We start from the raw sequence: 19,124 nt of genomic DNA on the forward strand, positions 1-19,124 counted from the left end.
ACACCAGATTAAAAGTATAACTAATGAAATCATTGGAATATGACGAAACAAATTATTTTCATCTTCGCTTTGCTCTGCACGTTGCAGGCACAAGCAAGTGTACAACCCGTACAGAAGGACACTGTACGACACACTATTCATTATGAAGTAGCGGAATTGCTTCAACCGATGCAGCCCGTCTATCTCAACGGGGTGCTACTTCCGGCATCTCGAACCGGCAACTGGTTTGTTAGCATATCCGGAGGTGCGACAGTTTTTCTTGGTACACCTCTCGGTTGTGAAGACCTTTTTGGACGAGTGAAACCTTCGTACAGCCTCGCCGTCGGCAAATGGTTTACTCCTTTGGTCGGCGCAAGGGTAAATTATAGTGGCTTGCAGTTTAAGGATGCACAATTATCTACGCAGGACTACCATTATATCCATGCAGATCTCCTGTGGAATCTCCTTGGACGCAGATATGCCCGACAGGAACAGGTACGTTGGAGGCTTGCACCCTTTATGGGTGTCGGTCTGCTACATAACGCCACCAACGGGAACAATCCCTTTGCGCTTTCTTACGGCATACTAACACAATACCGTATTTCCAAACGGGTTAGTGCTATGCTGGAACTCTCTAACACAACTACATTCCAGGATTTCGACGGATATGGCTATCCAAACCGTCTGGGCGATCACATGCTTTCGCTGACTGCCGGATTCACCTTTCATCTCGGTAAGGTCGGCTGGAAGCGCGCGGTGGATACGGCACCATACATCCATCGGAACGAACTGCTTGTCGATTATGGCAACTTCCTTTCGGAGGAGAACAGGCGTTATGTGGGACGTCACAATCAAGATAAGCGAACACTCGTGGAATTAAAGAAAATTCTGGAAATCGAAGGACTACTCGATACATATAGCCATATCTTTGACAACGACGATATAACCGGATGCAGATATCCTATAAATAATTATAGCGGTTTGAACTCGCTTCGTGCAAGATTGAAGCATAGCTATTGGGACGGGTCGTCACCTCTTGACACGACTATTCTTCAGACAGAGAATGGAAAGCCATCATATAATTACACGGCTTCCCGAAATGTGCAGTCCGCCCATCAGGACACCCTCGCTATGGATTCCACGGTTCTTTCATACGCTGATGGAGAGTGCATCGGTACACCCATCTATTTCTTTTTTGCTCTCAATACGACACATCTGACGGATACCTCACAGAGGCTTAATCTTGACGAACTGGCTCGTGTAGCTAAGAAATACAGTTTATCCGTGAGGGTAACTGGTGCTGCTGACAGTTCTACAGGAACATCAAGTATCAATGATTCTTTGAGTATATCGAGAGCAGGTTTTATTACCGCAGAACTGGAACAACGTGGAATACCAGCCAAGCGGATTATCAGAGTTAGCAAAGGTGGAATTGCCGACTATACGCCCGTGGAAGCCAACAGACATACGAAAGTGGAGTTGTTTTTTCCAAAAGCGAAATAGAAATTTCGCATAATTGATGTTTAACTTTGTCATAATCAATGAAGCCTCTCCGCTGTGAAGCGAAGAGGCTTTTTCGATATGGTACACGTGAAGTTCGCCATTTTCCTACTGTCAGAACCAGAATGAAAATTATTTCGATGCTTCAAGTGACTCTTTTCTGAACTGTTTGAGAAGTTTTTCAAGTTCAAGTGATACTTTGCGGGCACGAGTTCCGGCAGCTTTGTTGCCTTTCTCCATCTGGAGGTTGGCATCTTTTGAGAATTGATCGAACAATTCACAGATTTGTGTAAATGTTTTTTCCATTGTTATGTTCTTAATATTATATAATACGCTGGCAAAGATAGCAAAAATATTTTTTTAGGACTTATATTAGCTCTGTTATATATTTCGCCTATAATATGATACCCCTTTTTATGTTTTTCCATTCTGAGTATTCCCTTATCGCACCATCGGCAAATCTGGCCGAAGAGATTTTATATGCAAAGGTACAGTGTCCGGACGATTGTCAAGCACCGCTATGCTAACGGTTCCTGGATATTTTACGGCAGCCTTCCTCAAATCAAAGATTGACTTTCAGTCCCCTTCTCATTGCAAGGTATAAAAGGACAAGCCTGCTTCTGCTCTTACATTCGAAGGTTGGGTATTCCGTTCCATTCCATTTACTGTTTACTTGTCTTATCGCCCTTATTCCACTGTTAATCCTGCATAAAAATCAATCCCCGGCAAGAAGCCGAAAGAGCTTCAAGCAAAGGGAAATAATAAATCAAAGAATATGGGAAAATACGATTTTATCAAGTTGGGTAATCTTCTTTATTGGCATGACCCAGATAGTGGTCTGTCTAATGGGGTTTACCAAGTGGCTTCTATTCCGGAAAACATTGAAGAGGATAGCGTTATTTTGATTGCATCTGATACTTCGGAAGCGGAGGTTTTTCCTTCTGAATTATCACCGATACATACCGGTAGAAGTCATAAAGAAGACTTTTTGCGTTGGAAAACAGAACGTGAAGCTGAAGGTATTGAGTTTTACGACCACCTTTCCAAGGTGATGGATACGGAAAACGACTTGAGTGTGGGAGATATGGTGGCGTTTACAAACGATTATGGAGTGATATTTGGACCTTGTGAGGTCTTAGCTTTTGGGAATCTCTGTAATAGTGGCAGATGTGTATATATTGACAGTGATTCTTATTGGTTTCCTAACCGTCCCGACCAACTCACCATCATGAGAGGTGCGGAATGACAATAACATATCCACCTGTAGCCAAAGCGGGTGGATAGCATTTCCTTGTATTGTATATTCAGCCCGATTACTCTTATAGCCATGCTCCACCGAACTCCCACAACCGGTCCTATTCCTTTTTTACTCGTCGTACTCCGTTTCTAAACAGTATAACACATTTATTGGCCTGACATTCTTGAAATTCACAACGGAAACGGCTTGGTTTCCGTGTGATGAAACACTTGAACTGGTATGTGAGAAATTCCCAACACTATGTTATTTCTATCAATCGGAAGAGTCGGGTCTGGCGGAGTACTGGACAAATGACCAAGAGAGTAAATACTTTCCCGAAAAGTACATTGCAGACCTATGTACTCCAGACGACAAATGGTACAAGGAATATTTTGTCAACCAGACAGAAGTATTCAAGTGGTTTGAGGTGATAAGCGGTCAGTCTGTCGAATCAATAACAGAAATTCTTGCTATTGCCGAACAACGGAAAGATGAAAACGACAATTCTTTCTGTAACATCTATGAATATGCCGCAGGCTAAGACTAATCCGATGCAGAAAACGAAATGACGGTATGCTGACAGCGTGCAGCGAACTATCATTATCCGATAAGCTTCTCTGATTTCATGCAGATTGGAGACTTTGTCGCCTTCAGTCCTTTTATACAGTCTCAGAGTGCTTCTCCAGTCTTTTATAGATATTCTTTATATCGCACATCGGCAGTTCTTATCTGAGAGATTTTGTATGCAAAGATACAGCTTTAGAATGGTCGTCAAGTAACGCTGCGCTAACAGTTCCCGGATACTTGTGGCAGCCTTCCGCATATCGAAGATTTGGGTATTCCACTTCATTCCATTCACTGTTTACTTGCCTTATCCATCCTTTCCTTGCTGTCAATTTCGCATAAAAATCATTCCTGACAAGAAGCCGAAAGAGCTTCAAGTAAAGGGAATAAAGTTTAATCATTTAAATTTCAAAATTATGCACAGCCGAATTTTTCAGATTTCTAAAATGTGGATAGAAAAAGAAAACTATCTGAATGAAGACACTCTCCATCAAGGAGATGGCAGTTTCTATGACTATTGTGCGGAGATAGATGACGAAGAACGTAAGGAGGATATTCGTTATTTGGTCAATACTGCTCTACCAAAAGATATGTTCGAACTTGTAGGTGATGACACCATACGCTACATTGGTGGTGTGGAACAATGGAAAGAGAACTTTGTGACTAACATCCGTAAGAAAGCTGAAGCTATTACGACGGAAAATATGTTGGAGTTTGTAGGCCCTGTTTATCAACTTGAAAAGGCATTGGAAAATCCATTGGATATTGCGTATCATTTCTATTTGGACGGAGAGGGATACCAGTCATTTGCCGAAAAATCTTTTGCATTTATGGAGTTTGTCTGTACGCTTGAACCGGGAACGATACTCTATATCGGAGGAGTCATCGACTATCACTTCTGATACTCCATATAATTTTTTTAAAGCCACCCGCAACTCAAGCGGGTGGTTATCATCTTCCTATATAACAGTCCGGTTACTTTTATAGACCATGTTCTGCCGAACCTCTGTTACCAATTCACAGCCTCTTTTACCGATTCTATATTACCTGTTCTAATTGTATTACATTCTCACAGTCCCGACATGCACCATTGTTTGTTTCGTGCGCAAAGGTACGGTGGCAAACGATGTTCAAGTACCGCTGTTGCTACCTGAAATGAAATTTGACGTAACCTTCCGCAATCACAGATTCCGGTATTCATAAAATTTCATTCCGGTTACTTGCTCATAGTTCTTGCATCCACCGTTGAAAATGCACATGAAACAACCTCTTGGGTAAAGTCGGAAGGCTTCAAGAAGAGGGAAATAAAAAACAACTTAAAAAAATAAATGCAATGAGAACTAAAACACTCTACAGATGCGATGCACAGAAAATAGACATCAGTCGTTTCCCTAACTTTCACATAACAGGAAGTATAACCGGAATGAAGAAACTCTATTATGGCAAGAATGCTCTATTGGTACGTTGCGGAAGCTGGATTTACAACGTGTCAAGTGAACCCGAAGTTTATTATAATATAGCACATTAGTAGTATGAAAAAAGGTTATAAAAAAGATTTTCAGAGTTGGAAAGGTATAGTAACTCTAAAATTACTTTGCTGCAATATAGCAGCAGGTCGTTTTGATTGGAAGAAATATTGTACGCCACAGCCTTATTGTGGTCAGGAGATTTGCGTTATACCGCTACATTGTTCTTATGGACAGATAGGCTACACTGTGTATTTCCCTTATTCTGATATGCCGGAAGTGGAATACGATTGGGAAATGAACAAATTAACTATTGACAAAGAGAATTGGGAGAATTATTTACAGAATTAATATTAAAAATATGGCACAGAATTTTTATACCAAATGGCAGAACGCAATCCTTGCAGATGCAGGAGTCTATGTTTCAAAAAAATACCGCAGTTTCCAAACGGCCTTAGTACGTGAGATTTCCAAGTACGCAACAGCCGTTGGCGCAAAAGTAACATTCAACTTAAAGGGGCATTATAATACCTCTTGTTTCATAGAACGTAACGGTAAATTCGTTTACATCAGTCACTCTTCCGGTTTGTCCCGAATGGGTAGCGGTGTAAAAATAGAACTCGATTCTTTCTTAATCCGGACAGCCCAACACGCGAAAGATTACAGAGGGGGACATAATCAGTATTGCGATATAACAAATTTACAGTCTATGATAGATAATTTGTTAGAGTAATAAAATAAATTCAAGAAAAGGTACGGAGCAAACAGCTCCGCATCTTTTTCCGTTTTATCGGCGCATTCCGCCGCTGTACTCTGCTTCTTGTAACTCTTCCCGGTATTCCTCCATATTATTCAGCTTTTCGTTCACGGTTTGCAGGTTGGCATCCAACGAAGCATTATGGTCGTATGGGAAACGATGTTGTGCGACAAGTCCCGCATTAGTAACCGGCCCGATATCTATCATGTCGGATTCTTTATTATAGCTGACATACAGCACATCACCATTCGGCATTTCAAATGCAGGAATCTTTTGTTGTGTCATGATAGCGAATTGTTCCGCAGCCATCTCCTTGGCTACCCCTTTTAATGTATCTCCAGCATGTTCGATACCATAACGCCTGATATGGTCGCGTACTTCCTTTTCCGTGAATTTCAGCATCACTTCATAAGTTCCCCCGACACTCCCATTGTACACCACAGCAAAATCCTTGTCCTCAATCAAAAGATTGTCTCCTCGGTTCTGTATGGGAGAAGAATAAGTATATTCTTCGTTAATGCCGTTACCGTCATAATACTCCTTGGCGAGAGTCAGCAGTCCTTCGTAGTCCCCCTTATCCTTGAATGCGTCCAACCGCATCGTGTCATCGGTAAGCTGAAGATAGGCCACGGAAGAATAATACACTTTTTCTTTCGGTGCTACTGTTTGCTCTTCATCAATGTTCTGCTCCAATTCCAGTGCAATCTTATCCACCTTTTGGGTAATCAGAGAAGCCGCTCTTTTCACATCCAACAGAGTTGTCTTGATGAATTGTGGCGATTCCTTCAATTCGTCGAGCCATCCTTTGAGGTAGGCACAACTGTCCTCTTTTATATGTTTCGTCATGCCGTAACGTTGGGCAACCAATGCGCTGCCTAACTCGGCTACCAATTCTTCGCGCGCATACTCTGCCGAGCCGAAAGTTGTCGGCTTGATACGGTCGAGAACTCCTTCCGCACCGGTCGAGTGTGTCATCTCATGGAATAGTGTTCCATAGAACGCCTCTCCAGATTTGAACTGTTCCTTTTCCGGCACAACGATTTCATTTCTCGATATAGAGTAGTAAGCGTTATCCTGATGCTGTGGTTTGATCGGACAAATCCACAGATTGTCCTTTATCAGCGCATCGACGGGAGCGAAGCTGAAATACTCTCCGTTCTCAATCTTCGGTAGCGAATACTCCTTTTCGAGTTTTTGCCACAGCTCCGGTCTTGCCTCCTGCAAGTTGGTCTGTGCCACGTTAAAGACTCGGAATACCTGCATCTTAGGATAAACATTGTATTCCTTCTTCTCGTTATCAGATAGTTTTTTGTAGTCATCATACTTAATCTTCTCACCAGAATCCTTGTGTATGCAGGTGAATGTAGTCAGCATGATTGGGAATGATTTCTCTCCACGAAGTACAGAAACACGAGGTTTCTCCTGATTGTCCTTATCGGATTTGTTGAGCCGTTGTACACACTCAAAAGTGCAGAAGCGCGGAATCTTGTAACCTTCCTTTTCACAATGTATAAGCAACATAATGGCATTCATGCCATTATACTCGCGTCCGGAAAGATTGCAGGGCCATTGTAACGCTTCTTCTGTGAACCATGGCTTTCTCCAATCCTTACGGATACTCTCGATTTTCTCAATCATCATTTCAGCGAAGAGGTCTAATGCTTTATCTTCGCTGTTCGGCCCGTCCGTGTGCTGTTTTTTATATCCGGCCATATCCTTTACTGATTGGAATTAGACGAATCTGCTACATACTGTACAAGTTCTTCCACCTTGCATGAAACATTCAGCTTTCCGTTATATGCCGAAAGGGATATTTCACCTTTGGCATCCACTCGCACGCCCGGCTGTAACCATGCTTCGCGTTCTTTGCCAAAACAGAAAAAACGTACCCATTGGTATTCAAAGCCATCCTCTACTTTCTCCGTACTGAATGCCGAAAACATTGTGTAAGGCTGGTCTTTCTTATCCCTTTTTTCCTCGATATGCTGCCCGACCTTACCTCGAAATACTAATTCGCCCTTGACCGTATCTTTCGCATCTGCCGTAGCTGTACGAATTTCGTTAATAAAAAGATTGAAATAAAGTTTGTCACCACGGTGTTTGAGATACATTGTCCCCGAAACCTCGATGCGGGAACCATTTCGATATTTGGAAACCTCCTTTCCGGCAGTATCTTTGCTGACATCCACCTCAATAGGCATAGTCTTCCCGTCAGTGTCAGGGATCATTACTCGAAGAGGAAAAACCAGGAACGTTTTCCCTTCCTTATTGGTGCGTATCGACGCATCACGTCCGATAACGCCACATACCGTAACATTACATTTTATCATTTCTATTGTCTTTTAATGTGATACATAATCACCCGACAACTGTGTTGCCATGATTTGTTGTTGAACTGCTAAATCATTGCTCTTAATCGGGTGCTCGTATCATTGCCCAGATCAGCCATCCGGCAAGGAACAGTTGAACGCTCACGATAATGAGCGTTGCTACCCAGCCGAAGAGTTGGTAGCAGAGCAGGACATACAAGGCAAGGTAGGACAGTCCGAACAGACATCTGCATAGCTGTATCATCACGCATTTTACCATATCGCCACGCTTCTATCTTTTTAGGTTCTCTGTCTGTCCCTGCTGTTGGGACATCCCTTGTTCAAAATTCTGTGAAGCCGCTTCCGAGAGGATAACCGTATTCAGCATACCGGTTACACGTATCCTTTTGGCTTCTTCTGTGAGAGTATTGTTATTCAGTGTTGCCGACAGACGGCTTAACTCCGCAGTAGTCAACTCACGTGACATGCGCAGTTCTCCATTGTTCACTCGCAGAATAGCCTTTCCATTTTCACTGATTGCCAGTTCGCAGTTTTTCATGCCCGGTAATAATGATTTCAGATTGATGCGTCCACTATCCATTTGTTTGGATATGGCAGTCTTTTGCTCCTCCTCGTTCTTGTTGTCGATTTGTACGGCCAATAGCATAAGGGAACTAAAGGCTGTCATCGCCATCTCTACTATAGGGTCATTGCATCCTGACATTCCCACACCGCTATCCTCTGACGAAAGCAACTTCTTCATCCATCCGTCGGGCGAAAGGTTTTTGCCGGCGGCATTCTCTTCTGTTCCTTTATATCGGGTGAGCAGGCTGTTCCCGTTGTACAACACTTCCAATTTGATATTACCTTTCTGTGCGATTTCAGTCAGATAAGCCGCAGGGTCGATGTCACGCTTTGTTCCGTCTGCATAGAAGTTTGTCACGCCGAAATGTAGATGTTCGCCCGTTGTACGTGTACCTGTGTTGCCCGATGTGCCGAGCTTCCCACCGGCTTGTACTACATCACCGACCTTTACAGTAACCTCCTTAAGGTGCATATAAGTACATTGTACCTTGCTGCCATCCGTTCTGGTATATTCCACAGTCAGCGATTTTCCACCGGGCGTGTTCTTATTCTGATTCACAGCCACCACCTTCCCGTTGTTCTCAGTAGCCAGTACCGCATCGCCATTGCAACGGATATCAATTCCCTTGTGCATCTGTTGTTTCGTGTTGTCCATCGGATCTTGCCGCATACCGAAAGGCGAGGTAACAAAAAGAAACTCTTCACGCTCTACCGGGAATGAGTACTTCGCACCATACTCTGAATTTTCAGACGTTCGGAGAGGATTATGTTCCGTACCGAACCGCTTACCCTGTGTCTCCATTTCCTGCATCACCAGTTTGTCATACTGCTGTAAGCCATTTTGCTCTATAATCCGTTGCAGACTCTCGGCATATTCTCCGCCTGTGGCATAACCGGCCTGTTCGATATTTTGTGTCCAACCCTTGTAATCGTCGGGCGAAAGTGCAAAACATTGGGCATAGCGGCTGTTTTCTTTTAAAAAACGGGAGTGGTGTTCGTATGAATCACCCACACTGTCATAACTGCAAAACTTCTCATTCGGCTTATCGTCAGTATATATACCATACCTTCCTCCTTCGGCAATCCATGCAGGCGTAGCCTTGATGCCAAAATGATTGTTCTCGTTTTGCGCCAAACGGCTTTGCCCGTTGGAACTTTCCAGTATGCCTTGTGCCAACGTCACGGATGCGGGGATTCCGTACCGGCGCATCTGCTCCATAGCATACTCTGCATATTTCATTGCGTATTGTTGGTTCTTGCTCATTTCCTTACTCCTTATCTATGAAAACCTCTGTGTGTTTCTTGTTCCTCCATGTCACTTATAGCAACCCGTGCCCCGGCACGGACGAGCTTAGACAGATAGTTGTCGAGCTGCTCCGTTGAAAATTCCGTTGAAGCCGTAATGTCCCCTTCCGGATACTCTTTTAGGGTTATGCCCAATATCTTTGCACCCTGTACCGCATCTTCGTTATAGAGCCGATAACCATCTTTCGTGCGAAGCAGTTGCAAGGCATCGGGATGATTCGCTTTAAGTTTGTCCCACAACTGCCGTTCCGGTGAAATACCCTTGTTGTCTGATTCCGTCCGTTCCTGCGCTACCGTTTCTATCGGCCACAACTCTGCTTCTTTCTGTTGTTTCTCTCCGGTGTGTGCCTCCTGCGATTGTCCTTTTTGTAGTACGTCTGCGAATAAGGTAGCTGCCAAATGACGTTTGTAGCTGTCACGCTCTTCCGCTATCCACATCCGCTGCCACTGTTGCGGAGTGACACTTCGGGCAGGCTGTTTCTGCCCATCAATAGTTGCGACGCATTGTATGCCGTCTTGTTTGGTTTTGAAAACCGAAACACGCTGGATACGGTTCAAGTCTATTTCCGGCATTTCGCTGCTGAACAAATCCACCTTCAGGTCAGGTTTGACCTCGGCCAGCGCATAATACTTGTGCGCCAGTTCCATCCGAACCTTACCGATGTTATCCATTGCTTGCTTGAGTGTTGAAAAGAAGCGGTTTATATCTTCTTTATCAGGATAGATGCTATATCCGCTCTTATTTTCGGGTTTGATATAAAGTGCCCATCGTTTCTTATCATCTTGAATCATCTCTACGTGGTCAAATCCGATCTCATTCGCCTGTTTGACCGCTGACGCCACGTCCAGTGTGGAGAGCTTCTCCATTGCCCAATTCTTCAGCCGGGCCAGCATAATTATCTTCTCGGCAAAATAACTGTCATCGGGTCGATAACCTAATGCACCATCCGTATTGTAGAAGCGTACCTGCTCGATTCCATCTTTCTGCAACGCTCGCATGATACGTCCCTTGTTCATTCCCGGTATCTCGTTATCTGCCTCTGTAGAAGCCCCTGCTGGAAGAATTACATCTGCGGTTTTTGCCTGTGGGTCAATAACAAGCACAATTTTTTTCGTTTCTTTATCCGGATGCTGCCGAATCTCGTTCGACACAAAATAATGTTTGGGCATTTGCTCCTGCATGGTTGAAGTGTCTCGCCGGTTGCGCATGGTGGCGTATTCGATTTTCTCGCCCCGTTCCGCTTTATTGATTACTTCGATGGCATTGTTTACGTCACTTTCGAGAGCGTCCATCAAGTTCGGGTTCTCTTTTAGCTCCCGGCACCAGTATTCCACTGTCTTCAGACTTTCTTCAGACAACCGTGCTGGCAACCCCAGTTCCAACATTTTAATCCCTGAAGCCAGTTCCACTACCAACCGTTCCTGTCTGACAGCATCCTCCGAAGGAGCCACACCGTTCTTCATCACCATACCTTCACGCGCTAATCGTTGTTGGTGTCCGGTAGCACTCACGATTTGCCGCAAGGCTTCCTGTATATAGTCGTGATAATGTCTGAACTCTCTTTGTCGCGGCATATAGACCGCATCCTTATCTGTTTCGTAGTGGGGTACACCGCTTCCATCCAAACGAACAGGCACAAGGTTGTCTCGCATCCTCAGTAGGAAGTCGTTGAATTGAATATGCAACCGTCGGTTGTCAGCTTCCGTATATCCTCTTTCCACTGCACTTCCATACCGCCGCAACGTCGTTTCGTATCGCTCCTTATCCACGTAGGGTAGTGTCGTCTGGTCAATGTTGAACAAAGTGCGAATTTCACGGTTATGTACACCTTTATATAATTTTTGTTCCTCTTCATACAGTTTCATGTAGTCATCACGACTGATAACCTGTTCTGGATTATTGCGGTGAACGTACTTGTTCCAATTATAAAACAAAAATGGAACGCCTTGCTCATTCTCACGCACCGAGGCTCCTTGTGCCTTGGCATCGCTGAATAGCGTGAACTGGTTGGTTTTGCATCCATTTTTATCAGAATGCAGCGTCATGAATAGTGCATTGAATGCGCTGACAGAAACACCCTTTGGATAGAAGCGCGGGTATCCCTTTCCTGATGCGTTGAGCCAGTGTCCACCGGCATTCGAGGCTTCACTCAAAGCCGTAGAAAGCAAGGTGATTTGTTTTTCCTCGGCTTTCTTTTCGATTTGCGATTTTTCTTTCATCGTTTATTTGATTATAGGATTATTGAATACCCCGTGGGCGCACGATGGTTTCCAGTTTTCCGTCCTCATAATTCCGTGCGGCAGCCTGGCGAAGCTGGTCGTTCTTGGCAAGGACAGCATTTGCCAGCGTGTTCAAAGGCAATGCCCCGGTACGGTAGGCTTCTGCTACAATCGGTGACAACTGGATGGTACACGGTACTCGGTCTATCGTGGCAATCAACGTACTATCTTGCAATACAGGGTTTACTATACGTGGGTTCAGAGTTTCATTTGTATAGCGTCGGTACTGCACATTGTTCTCATTTGTTACGTTCAGTTTTCCCTCTGTTCGTTCTTTCAAGGCTTCGTGTCCTGCCTTATTCAACAAGTTCATACCTCCCAGGCCTATCAGGAGCATTTTCAGCAACGGGTTACGCACAAACATACCCGCCACAATGCTCGCTATCGGTAACATATTGTCTTCCAAATGCAATGATTCTGTCTTGCCTGTGAATATTCCCAGTAGAACATCAGGGAGCATGGCCATTACATAACCGAGATTGCCTGTGATATTACCTATGCCATCCAGTCCCAGCATACCAAGCAGTCCGCCCCAACCGTTTCCCTGTGCTACTTGCGCACTTTGTATCGTTTGTACATGTTGTTCCGCATCATTGGCAGGAACAACAGTTTCATGCTTCTCTTCTTTCATAATTTCATCCTGTTCTGTCCTGACCATTTTCGCTTTGTCACATTGTTCCAAAGACTGCAAGTAGGCTTCTTCCTGTCCGGGAGCAACAACAATCGGCACATCCTTGTACCGTTCCTCATATTTCTGTTCTTCCTTGCTCTGTACATTCGGCCACAATAAACCGCTATTCTGGTTTTGTGTCCATTCCATGAAGCCAAAGTCCATGACAGGGATTTTCTTTTTCAGTTGCTTGTTGTCTGTACCAATCGCCGTGTTCTCTTTGATTTGTATTTGGGCTGCCTCTTTGCGAAAATCGTCGAATACGTTTCTGTCTCTGCCGAACACTCCTTTACTGATGCACTGTTCTACTGAAAGGGTATCAGGCTTCTTGCCTTCAAAATGATTGGTGATGGCTGCAATAGCCACATCTGCACCGGTAAACTTTGCCAGTGTCGTCCATGAACCAGTACCACCCATCATCAGGGTATCTGCGGCTGTGCCCAACATCCATCCCGTACCTTTTTCCCATCTGTTCGGGCGGTAAGCTGCTTCGCCTCGTGCCTCTATTTCATCGGTCAGCGGTGAACGGCTTAACGTCTGCGATAATCCCAGCAGACTCGATTCGGCAGCCTTTCGGATGATGTAGTCAGCGGAAGACTTGGGCATACGTTCTTTCACCAACCGGTCAATCATCAGTTCCTCTATTCGGTGGTCCATATAGGCATAGGCGAGGTCACAACCGAGCTGTTCTGACAACTCATTGTAACGTGCCCTTCCGATTTCCTGCACGACGGTATCCCGCCACTGCCCGGCCATATACGCAAGGTCTTGCTGCATTTCCTCGGAACCGGTAATCTCCGTCTTGCACATCTCGATATAGTCCTCTGTTGTTTTGGAGTTCCATTCGCCTGTGACCTTGAGTGCTTGATAGGGGTCGCTCATTGGTTGTGCCGAAGATGCCATCATACTGAGAATACCACCTAAAGAGGTGGAATATTCTTTCATTTCCTCTCCCTGATTCCGTATGAGGTCAGTCCGCGTTTTTGACATGATGGGTGCGATATGGCAGTTGAAATAGTCGTTCACGAGGCGTTCCATTTCTGCAAACCGTCCGCTATGCTTGATTCCGTCCATAGTGTATTATATGTTTATCCTATTCTATTCATTAATAATTGCTCTTTTGTCTGCTCGATGGCGTTGTGGTAAATTTCCATCTGTTTGGGATAAAACTCTTCCAGCCATACATCCTTCTCGATGTTGTCGTGAATGAAGCGTATCGCTTGTTCTCGCTCAATCTCCACCGATGCTTCGCCCTCTTCCCGGTTATTGAACCATGCTTTCGTCCACCAGCGCACACCGGCCCGGTCAGGATATACCGTGACTGCTCTCGGTATGTCAAAGCTCTGGATGTCTATGTCTAATTCTGCCAGTGGGTCAATGATACCACTATGGGTCAGGGCTTCGTCGTAGAGTTTTTTTTTACATCATCGCCCATCGTCGATAAGTACACGCCATGCCGTAGGGCAAGGTAATGCAGGAAGTCCGCAATGAGTAGGTTCTGCACCTTACAAGCAAGCGGCATTGCTTTATGTCCCAGTCCGAGTGGGTTGGATATACTTGGCATATTTTCATAGAAATATTCTTTGACTGCTCCCATTGTAAAGACATGGCGGAGTGACTGCTCCGTATGTGGAGGAAGTCGGTATGCACCACGCTGTAAGTCTTCCATGTAGTAGGGCAGGAAACGTAGCATCAATTCCTCTATTTCCTGTCTGTCCTGCTCGTAATCGGTGGTCAGTGCCATCTCCATGTTGGGAGATGTTGCCGCTTCGCCTCCATCAGCATGACACAATGCTTGGATATTCCCATACAGCATGGTTAGAAATTCCAGCGGATTCAGTTCCTCACCCTTGAAGCGTATCCCGATATGCAGCTTGTCACCGCTTAAAGCTACAGTCTGTCCGGCCTTGACACGCTGTCCGAACTGGGCGAAGACATTTGACAAATGCCCATAGGTCACTTCATACTCCCCATAGCGTATAGTTTGGCAGATGCCGAGTATAGGGTCATTGCCTATACCTGACACGATACCGCTGGCGACAGCCGCCAGCGTGTAGCACCGTACATCGAAGTCGATGCCATGATGAAAATATGTTTTGCCCGTTGTCGGATCGGTTTGTTCGCCATAGCCGAGCGATAGTTTCACATCCTTGCCCTTCCGTTCTTCAAAAGGCATACAGTATCCACTTTCGGATTGCAGGATCATTTCTTCTGTATATTTCATTATGTGATTATATTTGATTCTTATTCTTATCTTTTCATCCCCCCGCTATTCGTCTGTTCTTCAACGGGAAGAGCGGGTGTCTGTATTCGTTGTATGCTTCTCGTATCAGGTGTGCGGAAAATACCGGCATTGTTACCGATAAGCATCATGCCGAGAAATGCACCGGCAATCTTGCCCAGCCAGCCGAAGCGTCCGAATATAAGAAATGCTGCTGCGACCAGTCCCGCTATACTCAATCCCGACACGTTACCCTGTCCGAGATTACGGAAAAAGTTACCGAACATATCGGAAACTCCGCCATTGGAGACTTGCCGTAGAAAATTCGATACTCCACCCAGTTTTGAGTCTATGCCGGCTACCGTACCGCTGACGGAACCGACTGCTTCTCCGGCTTTGCTTGTCAGTTCTCGCACACCGTCCGCTGCATCTGCAAGGGTATCCGTAGCCGATTTCCCTATGACCGCATCGCTTACGATATGTACCACGCTCTTATCTGTGGTTAGTTTCTCCCAACCCACATAACCGACTGCACCGCCGATGGCTGCGGTCTTGACGGCTTGTCCTGTGCCCCGTAAGGTTTGTGAAGGATGCAGTGCAGCATGTCCCATACTTCTTCCGGTAGCTTTTGCTGCTTTGCCGCCATATTTTAATATTGAATCCCAAATTCCCATATCATTACATTTTTAAGGTCTTACATTCTTTCCAATCTGTCGCCAACGTCGCTTGGCTGCGTCCACGATACTACGTTTATCGGCTTCGGGATGTGCACCCTCGTCGATTTCCCGCCAAATGTCGCCCATTGTCGTGTACTTTACCGCTTTGGTCAGTCGTTGCAGCTTTGTGTTCATTGTTTTGAGCTTTGGACGGATGCCAAAGACAATTTCCATACGCTCTTTTTCCGTCATCTTGTTCTCCGAAAGGCACGCTGTGCGTATATCGTTCACAATTTCCACGCTGTTCATCATCAGTTCCCTATAAATCTTGTTGCGCTGTGTGGATAGGGCTACGGCAAGCGTATTGGCTGGACTTCGCTTCAATTGTTTGGTGAAGTCGCCCATATTGTCTGTCAGCTTCGATACCTCATAATAGAACCCATAAGTTTGCGCCGCATAGCAGACTATTGACCGGAAAGAGTTTAGATAGTTATTAAACTCTCGTTGCAGGTCTGTTGTCGCCTGCACTTCTTCTTTTGTCCAAATATGTCCGGTGGTCTGCATCAGCATGACCTTTTCCTGATTCTTCAGCTCCTTCTCTGCCTTTTCGGTATATACTGCAATCATTCCGGCCAGTACAGGGTCATTCTGCGCTTGTACCTCACCGATACCGGTAAGACACAGCAGTAATATACTTATCCAAATTGTCCATTTCATAACTGATATATTTTATCGGACGAGAGCTGCCGCCCTGTGCCAATGGGACAGAGCCATACGAGCTGCCTCACCGTTGTCACGGTCAAGCATTCCTGCCGTTACGTTGTTCCACACATCATTGAAAGTATAGTACCGTATGCTCAAATAGAGCAGATGTAACTTCCGGCTAAAATCCGATAGTTGGTCGTTCAACGCCCATAGCGTCTTGCTGCGTTCTGCCCCCGTAAGCATGTTTTCGTTGCTACCTTTGGCCACAGCGTCATTCAGCAATGTAAAAACAGAGACAAGTTCCGTTGCTGTTTCTATATAGAGGTTGTTCATGTTCATACTGGCCACAATGCCCTGCGGATTGTTTTGGATGGCCTTGCCTAATTTCCCCAGCGTGAGGAAAATCCGCACACCGTCATTGTAGAGATGCGTACAGGCTTTCAGTGATGAAGCGTAACCGCTTGCTGTCTTGAGGTAACTGTTGTACTGCTTCTCCCACTTGTGGATTTGGTTGAACTCGGTAGCGATGCTGTTTTGGAGCAAGGCTGTTTGTGTCTGTCCCTTTATTTGTTTTTCAATCTGCCCGTTTATCAGTTCGTTACCTTCGGCCAATGCAGTCCATTCCAACGGATTGGAAGCCGCAATTTGGGCTTCTGCCACCTGTGGAAGCAGGCATACCAGCGAGGCAACCAGCCCCAGACTAATGATTCGTGATTTCATATATTCCCTTTTTTCGTTTGTTAGTTTCTACCCGTTCACGGATAATTGACACGAGGTCGTCCCTATGGAAGATACCGATCAGGTCAAGACGGGGCGTGTTTCTGTCCATTGAAAGGATACGTACGGTTTTCAGCCCACAAAATTGTTGCAGCAGGCTTTGGTGCTCTTGAAAATCCACGATACGATATAGCTCCATATAATCCACTTTGCGACGGATAATACCGTATTCACTGACAAGTTGTTCCGTGCCGATGCAATAACGGATTCGCCGCAGGTAGAGATAACGGTAGAGTAACAGTAACGAGAGTATCAAGGCAATTACTGTGGCAATAGCTGTCAATGGCAGCCCTTCCATGCCTCCGTACACCCATACAGTGCCGCACAGCACGAGAGTGGGCAGCTCGTTGATGACAAATTGCCCGGTATGTGGATGGATGACAATGGTTTTGTGACAAGTTCTCTGCATAGGTTTTATGGATTATCGGTGAAAACGGGAATGAAAGTCTTCTCTCATTCCGGAAAGAGAATTGGTTATATCCACTTCCAACCGGGCAAGTTCTTCCCGTATCTTGTACATTTCCTGAAAACCCTTATCTGACATTCCTTGGTCATTGGTTTCAAAGGAGAATATTACTCTGTCCGCACGTTCAAGACGCTTTCGCACAGCCTCATGGTCCGCTTCGTCGTATAATCCGTTTCGGATATGTTCCGGATTGACTTCGGGCAAATCGGACAAGGCATGATTCAGCGTGGCTTTACCGCTGATCTCCCAATCGTCAAGGTTATCCTTCTCTGGTTTTATCCGTTTGCCGAGTAGCTGGTCGTTCCAATCCTTATAACCCTCTGCGGCAGATTCATACAAGATGCATCCTGTAGCTTCCGGACCGGAAATGGAAGCATCAATCGCTTTTTCGATGGCTTCCAGATTGCTTCTCATTTTCTCTAATTCTTCCTCACTGGCAGAACCTTCGTCACGAGCCATTTCGTACTCATCCATACAAACCATTCTCATTTCCTGTAGATAGCCGTCACCAATTCCCATGTCGTCACGCTCCCCATTCTTCAAATTTTGTTTTGCATCATTTATACCCAGAATGGCTGTAATCTTTTCAAAATTGAATGGTTCAAGTTCTATTTCATACTGTGAATAGTCTTCGCTGTTGTTCTGTACAATCAGTCTGCCGGTTTGTGACAGACAGGTGGAGAAGTTCCAGCCTGCATGAGTGAGAGCAAAGTGGATAGCATAGACTTGTCCGGCACGGTCATGATCGAAGCAAAGATGATGTGAGGCATGGGGAGTTGCTTTTATCGCTCCTATGAATTGCTGCTGGCTCGGTGCCCCTCCGGTAGAGATGAATACCGCCTTTCGCAGATCCTTGTTCTGTGCCTGATGAAGTTGGTAATATGCCATCGCATCATAAGCACTTTCGAACCAATAGATATGTTTGGCGGAGGTGAGAGAAGTGCGGGCAGGGCTGGCAATCCACAGTCCCTCGCTTGAATTGCTCCCTGCGGCTTTGCCTTTGTAGCTGCCGCTCCCGTCCATACGGGCACGTCCTCGTTCTTCAAGTCCCACAATCGCTCCGTCGCCTTTGGGCAGGGTTAGTGGAAAGGACAGGTTCGTGTAGGTCGCACCGTCCTCCCGATGTTTCGTAGCCAGATAAAAATGCCGATGGAAGGCATATTGTGTATAAAGGTCGATACCTCGGCTTTTAAAATAAGGATAAAATTTTTTCTGCGTTTCCCGATTCTGCGGATTGAACTTATGAATGTCGTAATCCGCTATGTCAAATGGCTTTACATCTCGTTTAGGGTTCACTATTCGGGTTTTCCGTTCAGTGACAGGAATGTTCAGTAATCTGTTACAGACAAGATTCACCAGTCTGTCCGGAGACATACCCGCATGGTACTCCGTGAAAAAGTGCGGATGCTCCTTGATGAAGGAAATGATGTTATAAACTTTCTGTTGTTGTGCGTGGAAACAGCATTTTCCTTGTTGTGTCACAATAAATTTGTCACCACGGATACGTCTGCCGTCGCTGTCCAAACGAACATACGAGGGATAGCGCAGACCGTCACGACGGTTCAGGTGATACCCTGCGTCAATCAATACGTCCTGGATGTTTAGTCGTTGCAGAAAGTCATCGTATGTAAGGTCTCCGTCTCTCAT

22 protein-coding genes are annotated in these 19,124 nt (G+C 45.4%); 7 read left to right on the forward strand and 15 right to left on the reverse strand.

Annotated elements, in window-relative coordinates; translation table 11 throughout:
• Positions 1-39: 39 nt before the first annotated feature.
• Entirely contained in the window at positions 40-1,482 is a 1,443-nt protein-coding gene (locus tag DW036_RS20465) for an OmpA family protein (protein WP_004308721.1), read from the forward strand.
• A gap of 129 nt (positions 1,483-1,611) precedes the next feature.
• On the opposite strand, the gene DW036_RS20470 is transcribed toward DW036_RS20465, so the two are convergent.
• Positions 1,612-1,785 (reverse strand): histone H1, encoded by a 174-nt coding sequence (locus tag DW036_RS20470; RefSeq protein WP_004308720.1) that lies wholly within the window; start codon positions 1,783-1,785, stop codon positions 1,612-1,614.
• 469 nt (positions 1,786-2,254) lie between these two features.
• On the opposite strand from DW036_RS20470, the gene DW036_RS20480 reads away from it, so the two are divergent.
• Both DW036_RS20480 and DW036_RS20485 read left to right on the forward strand, forming a co-directional pair.
• Complete coding sequence (locus tag DW036_RS20480; RefSeq protein ID WP_004308716.1) at positions 2,255-2,725, forward strand: hypothetical protein; 471 nt, start codon at positions 2,255-2,257, stop codon at positions 2,723-2,725.
• Positions 2,726-2,900: 175 nt separating this feature from the next.
• The gene (locus DW036_RS20485; RefSeq protein WP_004308712.1) at positions 2,901-3,257 is read left to right on the forward strand and encodes a hypothetical protein; all 357 of its coding nucleotides are present in this window, start codon (positions 2,901-2,903) and stop codon (positions 3,255-3,257) included.
• A 184-nt stretch (positions 3,258-3,441) separates the two neighbouring features.
• Here the strand turns inward: DW036_RS20485 and DW036_RS26070 are convergent, their stop codons facing one another.
• Positions 3,442-3,681 (reverse strand): hypothetical protein, encoded by a 240-nt coding sequence (locus DW036_RS26070; protein ID WP_008659509.1) that lies wholly within the window; start codon positions 3,679-3,681, stop codon positions 3,442-3,444.
• A 15-nt stretch (positions 3,682-3,696) separates the two neighbouring features.
• On the opposite strand from DW036_RS26070, the gene DW036_RS20500 reads away from it, so the two are divergent.
• The 4 genes from DW036_RS20500 to DW036_RS20515 all read left to right on the forward strand — a co-directional run bounded on the left by DW036_RS20500 (position 3,697) and on the right by DW036_RS20515 (position 5,479).
• Positions 3,697-4,182 (forward strand): hypothetical protein, encoded by a 486-nt coding sequence (locus DW036_RS20500; protein WP_004323429.1) that lies wholly within the window; start codon positions 3,697-3,699, stop codon positions 4,180-4,182.
• Between the two features lie 431 nt (positions 4,183-4,613).
• Positions 4,614-4,808: a hypothetical protein gene (locus DW036_RS20505; protein WP_004313635.1), complete on the forward strand. Its 195-nt coding sequence runs from the start codon at positions 4,614-4,616 to the stop codon at positions 4,806-4,808.
• Between the two features lie 4 nt (positions 4,809-4,812).
• Positions 4,813-5,097, forward strand: coding sequence for a hypothetical protein (locus tag DW036_RS20510; RefSeq protein WP_004308705.1), 285 nt, complete (start codon positions 4,813-4,815; stop codon positions 5,095-5,097).
• A 10-nt stretch (positions 5,098-5,107) separates the two neighbouring features.
• Complete coding sequence (locus tag DW036_RS20515; protein ID WP_004308703.1) at positions 5,108-5,479, forward strand: hypothetical protein; 372 nt, start codon at positions 5,108-5,110, stop codon at positions 5,477-5,479.
• Positions 5,480-5,533: 54 nt separating this feature from the next.
• On the opposite strand, the gene DW036_RS20520 is transcribed toward DW036_RS20515, so the two are convergent.
• The 13 genes from DW036_RS20520 to DW036_RS20580 all read right to left on the reverse strand — a co-directional run bounded on the left by DW036_RS20520 (position 5,534) and on the right by DW036_RS20580 (position 19,124).
• A complete protein-coding gene (locus tag DW036_RS20520) occupies positions 5,534-7,216 on the reverse strand; it encodes a zincin-like metallopeptidase domain-containing protein (protein ID WP_004308700.1) in 1,683 nt (560 codons plus the stop codon).
• A gap of 5 nt (positions 7,217-7,221) precedes the next feature.
• Positions 7,222-7,833, reverse strand: coding sequence for a hypothetical protein (locus DW036_RS20525; protein WP_004308698.1), 612 nt, complete (start codon positions 7,831-7,833; stop codon positions 7,222-7,224).
• A gap of 82 nt (positions 7,834-7,915) precedes the next feature.
• The gene (locus DW036_RS20530; protein WP_004308694.1) at positions 7,916-8,077 is read right to left on the reverse strand and encodes a hypothetical protein; all 162 of its coding nucleotides are present in this window, start codon (positions 8,075-8,077) and stop codon (positions 7,916-7,918) included.
• A 27-nt stretch (positions 8,078-8,104) separates the two neighbouring features.
• A complete protein-coding gene (locus tag DW036_RS20535; protein WP_118356389.1) occupies positions 8,105-9,661 on the reverse strand; it encodes a glucosaminidase domain-containing protein in 1,557 nt (518 codons plus the stop codon).
• Between the two features lie 11 nt (positions 9,662-9,672).
• Positions 9,673-11,922, reverse strand: a complete 2,250-nt coding sequence (locus DW036_RS20540) for a zincin-like metallopeptidase domain-containing protein (RefSeq protein ID WP_004308690.1) — start codon at positions 11,920-11,922, stop codon at positions 9,673-9,675.
• Between the two features lie 19 nt (positions 11,923-11,941).
• On the reverse strand, positions 11,942-13,726 hold the full coding sequence (locus DW036_RS20545; RefSeq protein ID WP_004323424.1) for a hypothetical protein: 1,785 nt from the start codon (positions 13,724-13,726) through the stop codon (positions 11,942-11,944).
• Positions 13,727-13,740: 14 nt separating this feature from the next.
• Positions 13,741-14,022 carry a hypothetical protein gene (locus DW036_RS20550; protein ID WP_009017568.1) on the reverse strand — a complete coding sequence of 94 codons (282 nt, stop codon included), beginning with the start codon at positions 14,020-14,022 and terminating at the stop codon, positions 13,741-13,743.
• A 23-nt stretch (positions 14,023-14,045) separates the two neighbouring features.
• On the reverse strand, positions 14,046-14,876 hold the full coding sequence (locus DW036_RS20555; protein WP_004313633.1) for a M23 family metallopeptidase: 831 nt from the start codon (positions 14,874-14,876) through the stop codon (positions 14,046-14,048).
• Between the two features lie 26 nt (positions 14,877-14,902).
• The gene (locus tag DW036_RS20560; RefSeq protein WP_004308686.1) at positions 14,903-15,547 is read right to left on the reverse strand and encodes a hypothetical protein; all 645 of its coding nucleotides are present in this window, start codon (positions 15,545-15,547) and stop codon (positions 14,903-14,905) included.
• A 12-nt stretch (positions 15,548-15,559) separates the two neighbouring features.
• On the reverse strand, positions 15,560-16,246 hold the full coding sequence (locus DW036_RS20565) for a hypothetical protein (RefSeq protein WP_118356390.1): 687 nt from the start codon (positions 16,244-16,246) through the stop codon (positions 15,560-15,562).
• A 12-nt stretch (positions 16,247-16,258) separates the two neighbouring features.
• Positions 16,259-16,954 (reverse strand): hypothetical protein, encoded by a 696-nt coding sequence (locus DW036_RS20570; protein WP_004308684.1) that lies wholly within the window; start codon positions 16,952-16,954, stop codon positions 16,259-16,261.
• Complete coding sequence (locus DW036_RS20575) at positions 16,935-17,420, reverse strand: PH domain-containing protein (RefSeq protein WP_004313632.1); 486 nt, start codon at positions 17,418-17,420, stop codon at positions 16,935-16,937. The genes DW036_RS20570 and DW036_RS20575 overlap by 20 nt, the downstream gene beginning before the upstream one ends.
• Positions 17,421-17,432: 12 nt before the next feature.
• A complete protein-coding gene (locus DW036_RS20580; RefSeq protein ID WP_004323422.1) occupies positions 17,433-19,124 on the reverse strand; it encodes a toprim domain-containing protein in 1,692 nt (563 codons plus the stop codon).

Origin of the sequence: Bacteroides sp. AF39-11AC (genome assembly GCF_003474285.1) — a bacterium.
Taxonomy (GTDB): domain Bacteria; phylum Bacteroidota; class Bacteroidia; order Bacteroidales; family Bacteroidaceae; genus Bacteroides.